Below are 13,445 nucleotides of genomic sequence, written 5' to 3' on the forward strand. Positions count from 1 at the left end.
CTCGGCGACCATGGACGACCGGACCGTGCTCGTGCTCAACGGACCCAACCTCAACCTCCTCGGCGAGCGCGAGCCCGGGGTCTACGGCCACGACACCCTCGCCGACGTCGAGGCGCTGTGCGTCGAGGCCGCCGCGGCGCACGGGCTCACCGTCGACTTCCGGCAGACCAACCACGAGGGCACACTCGTCGACTGGGTCCAGGAGGGGCGGTCCGGCATCGCGGGCATCGTCGTCAACGCCGCCGGGTACACCCACACCTCCGTCGCGCTGCGCGACGCGCTCTCGGCCTGTCGGGTGCCGCGGGTCGAGGTGCACATCAGCGACATCCACGCGCGCGAGGAGTTCCGCCGCCACAGCTACCTCACCGACGTCTGCGACCACCACGTCATCGGGCACGGGGTCCGGGGGTACGCGGAGGCGGTCGACTGGGTGGGGGCCGGGCGGTCGGTGACTTCCCGGTAACTACTAGGACGTCCTAGTATCTCGGGGAGAAGCCACCCGAAGGGACCCCCACGATGGCAGCGCAGCCGACCGACACCGGTCTCCACGTCCCGCAGCACCCCGTCCGCATCGTCTCGGCGTCGAGCCTGTTCGACGGCCACGACGCGTCGATCAACATCATGCGGCGGATCATGCAGGCGCAGGGCGCCGAGGTCATCCACCTCGGGCACAACCGCTCGGTCCAGGAGGTCGTCGACGCCGCGGTCGAGGAGGACGTCCAGGGCGTGGCCGTGTCGTCCTACCAGGGTGGGCACGTCGAGTACTTCGAGTACCTCGTCGAGCTGCTCCGTGAGGCCGGAGCCGGACACGTGACGGTCGTCGGGGGCGGTGGCGGGGTCATCGTGCCGGCCGAGATCGAGCGGCTGCGCGCCGCCGGGGTGACGATCTTCAGCCCGGAGGACGGCCAGCGGCTCGGCCTCCCGGGGATGGTCAACCAGGTGGTCGCCGCCTGCGACCGCGACCTGTGGGTGGAGGGCCCGACCACCGCGGCGGCCGTCCTCGCGGGGGAGCGCGCGGCCGTCGCGCGCGCCGTCACCGCCGCCGAGACCGGCCACCTGACCGACGACCTGCGCGCCGAGCTCGAGCGGGCCGCTGCCGGGCGCACGGTGCCCGTCCTCGGCATCACGGGCACGGGCGGGTCGGGCAAGTCGTCGCTGACCGACGAGCTCGTCCGCCGCCTGCGGGTCGACCAGCAGGACAAGCTGCGCGTCGCCTGCATCGCCATCGACCCGACCCGCCGCCGCGGCGGGGGTGCCCTCCTCGGCGACCGGATCCGGATGAACAGCCTCGACGGCGACCGCGTCTACTTCCGCTCGCTCGCGACCCGTGGCGGGCGCGAGGTCCCCGAGGCGCTGCCCGACGTCCTCACCATCCTCAAGGCGGCCGGCTTCGACCTCGTCGTCGTCGAGACCCCGGGCATCGGCCAGGGCGACGCCGCGATCACGACGTACGCGGACGTCAACCTCTACGTCATGACGCCGGAGTTCGGCGCCGCGAGCCAGCTCGAGAAGATCGACATGCTCGACTTCGCCGACGTCGTCGCCATCAACAAGTTCGAGCGCCGCGGAGCCATGGACGCGTTGCGCGACGTCGGTCGCCAGCTCGTCCGCAACCGGGGGGCCTTCGGCAAGAGGCCCGAGGACATGCCGGTCTTCGGCACGTCTGCCGCGACCTTCAACGACGACGGGGTCACCGCGCTCTACCAGGAGCTCACGCGGCTGCTGGCGGACAAGGGGCTCGGGCTGTCCGAGGGGACCCTCGCGCACGTCGACGTGCGGCACTCCTCCGTGCTGCGCCAGGTCGTCCCGCCGTCGCGGGTCCGCTACCTGTCCGAGATCGCCGACACCGTGCGTGACTTCCACGGCGACACCGAGCGCTGGGCCGACGCCGCCCGCCGCGTGCAACGGCTGTCCGAGGTCGGCACCGCCCTCGAACGGGCCGGCAAGGACCGCTCCGACGTCGACGCGCTGCTGGCCGAGGCCCGGGACGACCTGCCCATCGAGGTCGCCCGCCAGCTCGCCGGGTGGTCGTCGGTCGTCGAGGCGTACTCGGGTGACGAGCAGGTGGTCACCGTGCGCGACAGGGAGATCCACACCTCCCTCGTGCGGGAGTCGCTGTCCGGCAACCGGATCCGTCGGGTGTCCCTGCCTCGGTACAACGACGACGGCGACCTCGTGTCGTTCCTCCGGCGCGAGAACCTCCCGGGCCACTTCCCCTTCACCGCAGGCGTCTTCCCGTTCAAGCGGGACAACGAGGACCCCGCGCGCATGTTCGCCGGCGAGGGTGACCCGTTCCGGACCAACCGCCGCTTCAAGCTGCTCTCCGAGGGCCAGCCCGCCACCCGCCTGTCGACGGCCTTCGACTCGGTCACGCTCTACGGGCGCGACCCGGACCGCCGCCCCGACATCTACGGCAAGGTCGGCACCTCCGGGGTCTCGGTCGCGACCCTCGACGACATGAAGGAGCTCTACGCGGGCTTCGACCTCACCTCGCCCACGACGAGCGTCTCGATGACGATCAACGGGCCGGCGCCGACCATCCTCGCGTTCTTCCTCAACACCGTCATGGACCGCGCGGTCGAGGCCTGGGTCGCCGAGAACGACCGCCGGCCGTCGGCCGAGGAGGAGGCGGGCGTGCGCGCGAGGGCGCTCCAGGTCGTCCGCGGCACGGTGCAGGCCGACATCCTCAAGGAGGACCAGGGCCAGAACACCTGCCTGTTCTCCACCGAGTTCTCGCTGCGGATGATGGCCGACATCCAGGAGTGGTTCATCGACAAGGGCGTCCGCAACTTCTACTCGGTCTCGATCAGCGGCTACCACATCGCCGAGGCCGGGGCGAACCCCATCAGCCAGCTCGCCTTCACCCTCGCCAACGGGTTCACGTACGTCGAGGCCTACCTCGCGCGCGGCATGGACATCGACGACTTCGCGCCGAACCTGTCGTTCTTCTTCTCCAACGGGATGGACCCCGAGTACACCGTCATCGGCCGCGTCGCCCGCCGCATCTGGGCCATCGCGATGAAGGAGAAGTACGGCGCCAACGAGCGCAGCCAGAAGCTGAAGTACCACGTGCAGACGTCGGGCCGGTCGCTGCACGCGCAGGAGATGGACTTCAACGACATCCGTACGACGCTCCAGGCGCTCATCGCGATCTACGACAACGCGAACAGCCTGCACACCAACGCGTTCGACGAGGCCGTGACGACGCCCTCGGAGGAGTCGGTGCGACGGGCCCTGGCCATCCAGCTCATCATCAACCGCGAGTGGGGTCTCGCCATGAACGAGAACCCGCTCCAGGGCTCGTTCGTCGTCGACGAGCTGACCGACCTCGTCGAGGCCGCGGTGCTCGCCGAGTTCGACCGCATCTCCGAGCGCGGGGGCGTCCTCGGCGCGATGGAGACCGGCTACCAGCGCGGCAGGATCCAGGACGAGTCGATGCTCTACGAGCACCGCAAGCACGACGGGTCGCTCCCGATCATCGGCGTCAACACCTTCCGCAACCCGCGGGCCGACGAGGCGCCGAAGGAGGTCGTCCTCGCGCGTGCCTCGGAGTCGGAGAAGGAGAGCCAGCTCGCGCGCGTCACCGCGTACCGCGAGGCCCACCGCACGGAGGCCGAGGAGGCGCTCGCCCGCCTCAAGGAGGCCGCTGTGTCTGGCGAGAACGTGTTCGCGGTGCTGATGGACGCGGCGCGGGTGTGCTCGCTGCAGCAGGTGACCGAGGCGTTCTTCGAGGTCGGCGGCCAGTACCGGCGCAACGTCTGAGGGCGGCCGGTCGGGTCGGCCGGGCCCGGCCAGCCGCCGGCGCACCACGCGTCGGCCCAGCGTGGGCTCGGCATGGACCTCGTACCCGGCGGTGGCGGCGCCGAGCTCGTCCATCAGCCCCTGCCGGCGGAAGCCCTTGCGGACGACGAAGCAGGTGACCGACCACACGCCCTCGGCCTCCGGGGTCGGCGGTGGTCGCCTCGTTGGCCGGCCGCCAGGCGAACTCGGGCACGGCGCGAGCGTCGTGGCGGGCACCGACGGGGCGGCTGCGCCGGGGCGCTCGGCGGAAACCCGGGTGACCGGCGTCGGTGCCGGCACGTAGGTTCGTCGGTGATGGGGACCACGACCGCACCAGCACCGAGCAGCACCGACGCCGCACCGGGACCGACCGGGTCGGGCCCCGGCCGGGGCGACGACGCCGCGCGTTCCATCGGTCCGCGCCGGCTGCGCGGCTGGGCCTCGGGGCTCGCCCTGTCCGCCTCGGCGGTCGGCGCGGTCGGACGCACCCTCGGCACCGTCGTCGCCGGGCTCCTCGTGGCCGACCCGTCCACCCGGCTCGTCGGGCTGCTGGCCCTGTGCGTCGTCGGGGCGGCCGTCCTCGACACCGCGGGGCGCACGGTCTGGGCGGGCGTCGTCGACCGTGCGGAGGGCCGCCTGCGTGGCGACCTCCTCGACGCCGCCCTCCACCAGCCGCTCGCCGCCCTCTCCGAGCAGGCGGTCGGTGAGGTCCTCGACCGAATCGACGACGACACGCACCACGTCGGCTCGATGCTGCGGCGCCAGGTCTGGGACGCCTTCCGCACGGTCTTCGCGGCCGTCCCGATGTGGGTGGTCGCGGGCCTGACCTGGTGGCCGGCGTGGGTGCTGTTCCCCCTCGCCGGCGCCTCGGCCTTCCTCGTCGTGCGGCGGCTGCTCCCCGCGATCGCCGAGCGCAAGGTCGTCGAGGAGATGGCGTGGACCGACCACGCGGCCGCGCTCGAGGAGGGCGTCACCGCCCGCGACGACCTGCGCACCAGCCTCGGGCAGGCGCACGTGGTCCGGCGGCTCAGCGCGCTGTCGGCGGTGGTCCACCGCAGGCTCGACGACGTGCTGGCCCTGCAGAGCAGGGTGATGGTGCGCACCGGTGCGCTGCTGTACGGGCTGCTCGCGGGCACGTGCGTCGCCGGCGTGGCGCTCGTCGCCGACGGCAGGCTGTCCGTCGCCCGGCTCGTCACCCTCTTCCTCGTCACGAGCACCTTCGTCGGGCAGGTCGACCAGATGGCGCGCCACCTCCCCGAGCTCCAGGCCGGGCTGGGTGCCATCACCCGGCTGCGGCAGCTGCTCGGCACGGCCCCGGAGCCCTCGGGCGGGGCGTCGGTCCCCGAGGGTCCGCTCGACATCGAGTTCCGCGACCTCCACTTCGCCTACGGGAGCGGGGAGTTCGCCCTGCGCGGGGTCTCGCTGCACGTCCCCGGAGGGCGCACGTGTGCCCTCGTGGGGCGTACCGGCTCGGGGAAGTCCACGCTCGCGTCGCTGCTCTCGCGGGCCGTGGAGCCCGAGCGCGGGTCCGTGCTGCTCGGCGGGGTCGACGTCCTCGACCTCGACCTCGAGCGGCTGCGAGCGGCGGTGGGGGTCGTCACGCAGCGCACCGAGATCCTCGCCGGCACGCTCGCCGAGAACATCGCGCTGTTCGCCGACCTGCCACGAGCGCGGGTCGAGGCGGCCGTCACCGAGCTGGGCCTCGACGGGTGGGTCGCGGGCCTGCCCTCCGGGCTGGACACGCTGCTCGGTCCGGGGGGCACGCCGCTGTCCGCGGGCGAGGAGCAGCTCGTCGCCTTCGCCCGGCTGCTCGTGCGCGACGTCGCGGTCGTCGTCCTCGACGAGGCCACCGCCCGGATGGACCCGCTCACCGAGTCCCTCGTCGTCGGGGCCGCCGACCGGCTGCTCACCGGCCGCACCGGCATCCTCGTCGCGCACCGGCTCACGACGACGGCCCGCGCCGACGCGGTGGCCGTCCTCGACCACGGCCGCGTCGTCCAGCAGGGCCGGCGCAGCGAGGTCGCCCTCGAGCCGGGTCCCTTCCGGCGCCTCCTCGAGGCGAGCGGGTCCGACCTCGTGGCGCCGGGCGGGCCGGACCCGGGCGCGGACGCCGCCGTGGCCGACCAGGGACGCGGGGCCCTTCGGGTCGGCGACGACGTGGCCGGGGTCGGTGGTGCCCGTCGCACGGGCCCTCCGCCGGTCGTCCCCGACCCCGGTGACGGGCCGTCGCTCGCCCGCGGCGTCCTCTCCGCCCTCCTCGTGCGGCCGCGGTGGGGCATCTGGCCGGCCATCCTCTTCCTCGTGTCGGCCCTCGGCGGCGCCTTCGGTGCGGCCACCGGCTTCGTGTGGGGCCGGGTCGTCGAGCACCTGCGCACGGGCGCCGGCTGGGACACCCGCACGGTCGTCCTCACGGCCCTGACCGCGACGTTCGTCGTCGTGTCACCGCTCATCCTCACCGCGGCGATCCGCCGCTACCCGCGCTGGTGGATCGAGGTCATGCTGCGGGTGCGGATGTCGGTGCTCGCCGGGCAGACCCGCCAGCACCGGCTCGAGCGCACCCCGCCGGGCGAGGTCGTCGCGCGGTCGATGGACGCCGACCGCTACGCCCTCTACGCCGACCGGTGGGTCGACTTCCTCAACGGCCTCGCGATCGTCGTGGTCACCGCGCTGCTCGGCGGCAGCCTCCTCGCCGGGGGCGTGCTCCTCGTCGTGCTCGTCGGCTCGGCGCTGGCGTCGGCGGTGGGGCGCCCGGTCGCGGGCCGGTCCGCCGCCGAGTCGTCGAGGGCGCGGGCCCGCTTCGGGCGCTCGCTCGTGTCGGTGCTGGAGTCGGCGCGGACCGTCAAGCTCGCCGCCGCGACCCCGGCCGCGCGCCGCCACCTGCGGTCGGTCGACGCCGGGCGCGTCGAGGCCGCGGTCTTCGAGCACCGCGTCCAGGCCGTCCTCGACGGAGTCCCGGTCGTCATGGTCCAGGTGGGCGTGGTCGCCGCGTGGGCCACGTACGTCCTCGGCACCTGGGAGCTCGGCACCGCGATCCTCGTCGCGGGTGCGGTCAACGGGTTCGACTGGTTCGGGCGCGTCGCCGGTGCCGTCGTCACCGAGGCGCCCGGTACCCGGTCCTGGCAGCGGGCCACGAGCCGCCTCGCCGGTGGGGTCGACCTCGTGCGCCTCCCGGCCGGTGTCGACCTCGTCGCGGGCACGGCCCCGGCGGCCGAGGAGCCCGAGCGCGTCCCGCTGCGCGAGCTGCGGCTCACCGGTGTGGGCGCGGTCCACGACGACGGCACGCGGGGGGTCGAGGGCGTCGACCTCACCGTCGGGGCCGGCGAGCTCGTCCTCCTCCTCGGGCAGGTCGGGTCCGGGAAGTCGAGCCTGCTGGGCGCCCTGGCCGGGCTGCTCGACCACACCGGGTCGATCACCTGGAACGGCGTCGAGGTCGAGGACGCGCAGGTCTTCCTCCGCCCCGGACAGGTGTCGTACGTGGCGCAGGTGCCGCGCGTGCTCTCGGGCACCTTCGCCGAGAACGTCGCGCTCGGGCACGGGCGCGCCCTCGACCGCGCCATCGCCGACGCCCGCCTGCGCGACGACGTCGACGACGCCGGCGGCCACGACGCCGTCGTCGGGCACCGCGGGGTCCGGCTCTCCGGCGGCCAGGTCCAGCGGCTCGCGCTCGCGCGGGCCCTCGCCGCCGAGACCGAGCTCGTGCTCGCCGACGACGTGTCCAGCGCCCTCGACGCGACGACCGAGGTCGAGCTGTGGTCGGCGCTGCGCGAGCGCGGCACGACGGTCATCGGGGCGACCTCCAAGCGCGCCGCCCTCGAGCAGGCCGACCGGGTCGTCGTCCTCGTCGACGGTCGGGTCGCGGGCATCGGGCCGTGGCGTTCCCTCGCCCCGGCCTGGGGGCACCTGGCCGGCTGACGCCGCGACGGCCTCGGTCAGGCGTCGACGCGGTCGCGGAGCCAGGCGATGTCGGCGCTCTGGCCCTCGACACCGCCGGGCGTCTCGACGACGACCGGCGCCCCGGCGGCCCGGACCAGCTCGGCGAGGTCGGCGGCGTCGATGTGCCCCGACCCGAGGTTGGTGTGCCGGTCGGCCCCCGAGTCGAACTCGTCGCGGCTGTCGTTGCAGTGCACGAGGTCGATCCGTCCGGTGACGGCCCGGACCTTCTCGACGACGCTGCCGAGGTCGTTGCCACCGGCGTGCGCGTGGCAGGTGTCGAGGCAGAAGCCGACGGTGTCACCCCCCTCGGCCCGGCCGATCGCCTCCCAGAGCCGCTCGATCGCCTCGAGCCGCCGCGCCATGGCGTTGTCGCCACCCGCCGTGTTCTCGATGAGGAGCGGCACCGCCATGTCGAGCCCGTCGACGCACTTGCGCCAGTTGTCGAAGCCGACGTCGCTGTCCTCGTCCTTGCCGAGGTGGCCGCCGTGGACGATGACGCCCTTGGCGCCGATCTCGGCGGCGGCGGTGAGGTGCTGCTGGAGCAGCTTGCGCCCGGGGATGCGGATCCGGTTGTTCGTCGCGGCGACGTTGATCGGGTAGGGGGCGTGGACGTAGAGGTCGACCCCGGCCGCCTCGGCCGCGGTCCTGAGGGCCGCGGCCCCGCCGGCGTACTCGACGACCGGCCCCTTGTAGCTCTGCGGGTCGCCGAGGAAGAACTGGCTGAGGGTCGCGCCGCGCGCGGCGGCCTCGGCCACCGGGTCGGCCTGGTCGACGTGTCCACCGATGCGCAGTGCCATGACTCCACGGTACGGCGCACTCCCGGTGCCCGGGCTCGGCCCGGTGGCCCGGGCACGGCAGGATGGCGCCCATGCAGACCGCGAACACCACCGCCATCGTCACCGGGGGCGCATCGGGACTCGGCGCCGCCACCGCGGCCGCCCTCGCCGGCGCCGGCGCCCGCGTCGTCGCCCTCGACCTGCCCGCCGCGTGCGAGACCGCCCCGGACGCCCCCGGCATCGAGTACGTCCCCACCGACGTCACCTCGGAGGACGAGGTCAGGGCCGCCGTGGCGGTCGCCTCGAACGACCCCGACCGGCCCCTGCGGATCGTCGTCAACTGCGCCGGAATCGGGCCCTCGGCGCGCATCCTCGGCCGCAAGGGCGTCCACGACCTCGCGCTCTACGCCAAGGTGGTCCAGATCAACCTCGTGGGCTCCTTCACGGTCCTCGCCGTCGCCGCCGAGGCCATCGCCGCCACCGAGCCCGACGAGGGCGGCCAGCGCGGCGTCGTCATCAACACGGCGAGCATCGCCGCCTTCGACGGCCAGGTCGGGCAGGCGGCGTACGCGTCCTCCAAGGGCGGCATCGTCGGGCTCACCCTCCCGGCGGCGCGCGACCTGGCCCAGTACGGCATCCGCGTCATGACGATCGCCCCCGGCATCGTCGAGACGCCGATGCTCGCGACGGTGTCGGAGGAGTTCCGCGCCGGCCTCGCCGCCGGGGTGCCGTTCCCGCAGCGCCTGGCCCGCCCCGACGAGTACGCCCGGCTCGCGCTCGCGATCGTCGACCACGACTACCTCAACGGCGAGGTCATCCGGATGGACGGGGCGCTGCGGATGGCGCCCCGCTGACCGTGACCCTGCGCGACGACCTCGGCGCACCCGTGCCCCTCGCGGGACCGGTGCGCCGCGTCGTCTCGCTCGTGCCGTCGCTCACCGAGGCGCTGGCCGCGACCTGCCCGGAGCGCCTCGTGGGGGCGACCGACTGGTGCACCCACCCCGCCGACCTCGACGAGCGGGGCGTCGCGCGCGTGCGCGGGACGAAGAACCCGGACCTCACGGCGGTCGCGGCGCTGGCGCCCGACCTCGTCGTCGCCAACCAGGAGGAGAACCGCGAGCTGGACGTGCGGCGGCTGCGCGAGCGAGGGGTGCCGGTGTGGGTGACCGTCATCGAGACCGTGCCGGAGGCGCTCGCGACGATGCGGCGGTTGTTCCGGTCCGTCCTCGGGGTCGCGGGCGACCCGGAGTGGCTCGTCGAGGCCGCTGCGGCGTGGAGTGGTCCGGTGCCGTCGCCGCACACCCGCGCCGTCGTGCCGATCTGGCGCGACCCCTGGATGGTCGTGGGGCGGCCGACGTTCACCGCCGACCTCCTCGCCCGCGCCGGCATCGAGGTCGTCACCGGGGGAGGGGAGGGCCGGTACCCGAGGGCCGACCCCGAGGAGCTCGACGACCCCGAGGTGGCCGACGTCGTGCTGCTGCCGGACGAGCCCTACGTGTTCACGGGCACCGATGGGCCGGAAGCCTTCTCGCGGCTGCCGACCCGGCTCGTCTCGGGTCGTCTGCTCACCTGGTACGGGCCCTCGCTCGTGCCGGCCCGGATTTCATTCGACCGGACCTGACCGTGTAGTGTCTCCGTCGCGCCCGCGGCCTCGAAACCGCAGGGCGCACGCCCCCTTAGCTCAGTCGGCAGAGCGTTTCCATGGTAAGGAAAAGGTCGTCGGTTCGATTCCGACAGGGGGCTCTGGTCCGGCCGGGCCGGTCATCGGTCCCGGGCGCACCCCTTGGCGGGGTAGCTCAGCTGGTTAGAGCGCACGACTCATAATCGTGAGGTCGCGGGATCGAGCCCCGCTCCCGCTACCGATCGCAGGCGATTTCGGGGATTCCCCGAGGTCGCGTATCGTTGGGTGCCGGTTGTCGCGCGAGTGCCTCTCGCACCGCCGGCCGACACCCCCGATCCAGACCGTTTCACCTTCTCGAGAGCAGGTTGCCCCGTGGCCAGCAAGAGCGCCGACGTCCGCCCCAAGATCACCATGGCGTGCACGGAGTGCAAGGAGCGCAACTACATCACGAAGAAGAACCGCCGCAACGACCCCGACCGGCTCGAGCTGGCGAAGTTCTGCCCGCGCTGCAAGAAGCACACCGCGCACCGCGAGACCCGCTGACCCCAGCGTCTCCGAGGCCGCCCGCACCCCCGGTGCCGGCGGCCTCGCGCATGTCCGGGCGGCATGGGTTCCTCGGGCGGCGCACTAGGGTGGTCGCCATGGCCGTGAACCCAGACTTCGTCGGGCGGACCTACCCGCCGAGCGGGCCCTACGCCGTCGACGCCGCCCTCATCGCCGCGTTCGCCGCGGCCGTCGGGGCCACCGACCCGGTCCACACCGATGCCGTTGCCGCGCGCGCGGCCGGTCACCGCGACGTCATCGCCCCACCGACGATGGCGGTCCGGTTCTCCCAGGCCGCCGAGCGCGCCTACGTCACCGACCCCGAGGCCGGCATCGACTTCAGCCGCGTGGTCCACGGTGAGCAGCGCTTCGTCCACCACCGCCCCATCACCGCGGGCGACGAGGTGGTCGGCACGACCACCGTCGACGCCGTCCGCTCGGCCGGCGGCCACGCGATGGTGACCACGCGCACCGAGCTCGCGACGTCGGCCGGCGAGGCCCTCGCGACGTCGACCTCGACGATCGTCGTCCGCGGCGGGGAGGAGTGAGGATGACCGTCCGCCAGCTCTCGGAGGTCTCGGTCGGCGAGGTCATCGGCCCCGTCACCGTGCCCGTCTCGCGGGGGACGCTCGTCGCGTACGCGAACGCGTCCGGCGACCAGAACCCGATCCACCAGGACGAGGCGTTCGCCCGGTCGGTCGGGCTGCCCGACGTCATCGCCCACGGGATGTGGACGATGGGGGCGTCCGGCACCGTCGTCTCCGACTGGGCCGGCGATGCAGGACGGGTCGTCGAGTTCGGGACCCGTTTCACCAAGCCGGTGGTCGTGCCGGCCGAGGGCTCCTCGATCGAGGTGTCCGGCGTCGTCAAGGCGGTCGACGTCGAGTCCGGCCGGGTGACCGTCGACCTCACGACCACGTGCGGAGGCGAGAAGGTCCTCGGCCGCTGCGTCGCGGTCGTCGTGCTGCCCTGATGCAGGAGCTGTTCGCCGAGCCCCTCGCGGGGCACACGACGATGCGTGTCGGGGGTCCGGCCGCGCGCATGGTGGTCGTCTCGACCGCGGACGAGCTCGTCGACGCCGTCCGTGAGGTCGACGACGCCGACGAGCCGCTCCTCGTCCTCGCCGGCGGGTCCAACCTCGTCGTCGCCGACGAGGGGTTCGAGGGCACGGTCGTCAAGGTGGCGACGACCGGGGTCTCGGTGGACTCGGCGGACCTGTGCGGTGGCGCGAACGTCACCGTGGCCGCGGGCGAGGACTGGGACGGATTCGTCACGCGCGCCGTCGAGGAGGGTTGGTCGGGCGTCGAGGCGCTCTCCGGCATCCCCGGCTCGACCGGTGCGACGCCCGTGCAGAACGTGGGCGCGTACGGGCAGGAGGTGGCCCAGACGATCGCCCGCGTGCGGGTCTGGGACCGCATGGAGCAGCGGGTGCGGACGATGGCGGCCTCCGACTGCGGGTTCACCTACCGCCACTCGGTGTTCAAGTCGACCGACCGCTACGTCGTCATCGACGTCATGTTCCAGCTGGTGCTGCAGTCCCTCTCCCAGCCGGTGCGCTACGCCGACCTCGCCACCCAGCTCGGGGTGGAGGTGGGGGAGCGCGTTCCCCTCGCGGACGCGCGTGAGGCCGTCCTCGCCCAGCGGCGGCGCCGGGGGATGGTGCTCGACGCCGAGGACCACGACACGTGGTCGTGCGGGTCGTTCTTCACCAACCCGATCCTGTCCGAGGCCGACTTCGAGGCCCTGAGGACGCGGGTGGGGGAGCGGCTCGGACCGGACGCTGCGCCTCCACCCGGCTTCCCGGACGGGTCGGGCCACGTGAAGTCGAGCGCGGCGTGGCTCATCGAGCGCGCCGGGTTCACCAAGGGGTTCGGGCTGCCGGGGCCGGCGTCGCTGTCGACGAAGCACACCCTCGCGGTGACGAACCGAGGCTCGGCGACCACCGATGACGTGATCGACCTCGCGCGGCGCGTGCGCGCCGGGGTGGAGGAGGCCTTCGGCGTGCGGCTGGTCAACGAACCGGTCCTCGTCGGCGCGACCCTCTGACCGCACCCGGTCGGCCACCCTGGACAGCATCGGCTCGAGGGAGCGACCCGCGTCGGCTCGGCTACGAAGCGACGTCCCATCCGGCGCCCGTCCTCGGTGCGTACCAGTTGGGTTCCTTGGCGAAGGCCCAGGTCGCCTCGCGGTTCCACCACCACAGCGGCGGCCGGGAGACCTGGCCGGTCGGGTGGTGCGCCGGAAACCGTCTGGACCCGTCACGCGTGCGCGCCAGCAGCTCGGTCCGAGGCCAGTAGCCGGGCGCGACGACCGTGCCGTGCCCGGCGGGCTCCTCGCCCTCGGGCGCCCGGTGGCAGAGCCGGAGCTCGAAGGCGGTGCCGTCGAGGGCGTGGACGACATCGCCGAGCTTGAGGTCGCCGGCGTGCGCCTCGAGCCGGGCGACCATCGCGTTCGTGAGTCCTCGGCGGACCGCGTAGGCCCGTTGGCTCAGGTGGAGCCGACGGCGGTCGGCGCGGAGCGCGAGGCCGATCTCCTGCGCGAGGTCGAGTCGGGTCCTCGCCGTCAGGAGCTGGTCCGCGAAGGTGGGCCAGGTGCGTGGAGTGGGTGTCATGGGTCGACGATCCATTCCGCGCAGGCGAGCGGGTAGGGGCGCCGAGCATCTGTGGAAAGCCGGTCCGCCGGTGGGCAGGTGTGGACGAAGGGGGTGCACCGCGACCCTCCGTGAGTCGCTACGCATTGCTTCCCCTGACGGAGCGAAGTGCGGTGCTCCGCCTGTCGGAGCGAAGTGCGGT

Annotated in this window: 11 protein-coding genes and 2 tRNA genes; 11 read left to right on the plus strand and 2 right to left on the minus strand. The window is 73.6% G+C overall.

The genetic code is table 11. From position 1 onward, the window contains the following. The first annotated feature begins 10 nt into the window (after positions 1–10). The 3 genes from aroQ to ACK8HX_RS15860 all read left to right on the plus strand — a co-directional run bounded on the left by aroQ (position 11) and on the right by ACK8HX_RS15860 (position 7,692). Positions 11–463, plus strand: coding sequence for a type II 3-dehydroquinate dehydratase (aroQ, locus tag ACK8HX_RS15850; RefSeq protein WP_411941692.1), 453 nt, complete (start codon positions 11–13; stop codon positions 461–463). A 53-nt stretch (positions 464–516) separates the two neighbouring features. After that, a complete protein-coding gene (icmF, locus tag ACK8HX_RS15855; RefSeq protein WP_411941693.1) occupies positions 517–3,762 on the plus strand; it encodes a fused isobutyryl-CoA mutase/GTPase IcmF in 3,246 nt (1,081 codons plus the stop codon). 333 nt (positions 3,763–4,095) lie between these two features. After that, positions 4,096–7,692 (plus strand): ATP-binding cassette domain-containing protein, encoded by a 3,597-nt coding sequence (locus ACK8HX_RS15860; protein WP_411941694.1) that lies wholly within the window; start codon positions 4,096–4,098, stop codon positions 7,690–7,692. A 17-nt stretch (positions 7,693–7,709) separates the two neighbouring features. Here ACK8HX_RS15860 and ACK8HX_RS15865 read toward each other — a convergent pair whose 3' ends face one another. Beyond that, the gene (locus ACK8HX_RS15865) at positions 7,710–8,510 is read right to left on the minus strand and encodes a deoxyribonuclease IV (protein ID WP_411941695.1); all 801 of its coding nucleotides are present in this window, start codon (positions 8,508–8,510) and stop codon (positions 7,710–7,712) included. Positions 8,511–8,581: 71 nt separating this feature from the next. Here ACK8HX_RS15865 and ACK8HX_RS15870 point away from each other — a divergent pair, with 71 nt between their 5' ends. The 8 genes from ACK8HX_RS15870 to ACK8HX_RS15905 all read left to right on the plus strand — a co-directional run bounded on the left by ACK8HX_RS15870 (position 8,582) and on the right by ACK8HX_RS15905 (position 12,699). After that, a complete protein-coding gene (locus ACK8HX_RS15870; RefSeq protein WP_411941696.1) occupies positions 8,582–9,343 on the plus strand; it encodes an SDR family NAD(P)-dependent oxidoreductase in 762 nt (253 codons plus the stop codon). Next, on the plus strand, positions 9,340–10,110 hold the full coding sequence (locus ACK8HX_RS15875; RefSeq protein ID WP_411941751.1) for a helical backbone metal receptor: 771 nt from the start codon (positions 9,340–9,342) through the stop codon (positions 10,108–10,110). The genes ACK8HX_RS15870 and ACK8HX_RS15875 overlap by 4 nt, the downstream gene beginning before the upstream one ends. A gap of 49 nt (positions 10,111–10,159) precedes the next feature. After that, a tRNA-Thr gene (locus tag ACK8HX_RS15880) sits at positions 10,160–10,232 on the plus strand. A gap of 42 nt (positions 10,233–10,274) precedes the next feature. Then, positions 10,275–10,348 (plus strand) — tRNA-Met (locus ACK8HX_RS15885). A gap of 134 nt (positions 10,349–10,482) precedes the next feature. Continuing rightward, a complete protein-coding gene (gene rpmG / locus ACK8HX_RS15890) occupies positions 10,483–10,653 on the plus strand; it encodes a 50S ribosomal protein L33 (RefSeq protein ID WP_166099994.1) in 171 nt (56 codons plus the stop codon). 98 nt (positions 10,654–10,751) lie between these two features. Further along, complete coding sequence (locus tag ACK8HX_RS15895; RefSeq protein WP_411941697.1) at positions 10,752–11,201, plus strand: FAS1-like dehydratase domain-containing protein; 450 nt, start codon at positions 10,752–10,754, stop codon at positions 11,199–11,201. 2 nt (positions 11,202–11,203) lie between these two features. Beyond that, positions 11,204–11,626, plus strand: a complete 423-nt coding sequence (locus tag ACK8HX_RS15900; protein ID WP_411941698.1) for a MaoC family dehydratase — start codon at positions 11,204–11,206, stop codon at positions 11,624–11,626. Then, the gene (locus tag ACK8HX_RS15905; protein WP_411941699.1) at positions 11,626–12,699 is read left to right on the plus strand and encodes a UDP-N-acetylmuramate dehydrogenase; all 1,074 of its coding nucleotides are present in this window, start codon (positions 11,626–11,628) and stop codon (positions 12,697–12,699) included. The genes ACK8HX_RS15900 and ACK8HX_RS15905 overlap by 1 nt, the downstream gene beginning before the upstream one ends. A gap of 61 nt (positions 12,700–12,760) precedes the next feature. Here ACK8HX_RS15905 and ACK8HX_RS15910 read toward each other — a convergent pair whose 3' ends face one another. Continuing rightward, the gene (locus tag ACK8HX_RS15910; RefSeq protein WP_411941700.1) at positions 12,761–13,264 is read right to left on the minus strand and encodes a helix-turn-helix domain-containing protein; all 504 of its coding nucleotides are present in this window, start codon (positions 13,262–13,264) and stop codon (positions 12,761–12,763) included. Positions 13,265–13,445: the final 181 nt, after the last annotated feature.

This window comes from Oryzobacter faecalis, assembly GCF_046764005.1.
Lineage (GTDB): Bacteria > Actinomycetota > Actinomycetes > Actinomycetales > Dermatophilaceae > Oryzobacter > Oryzobacter faecalis.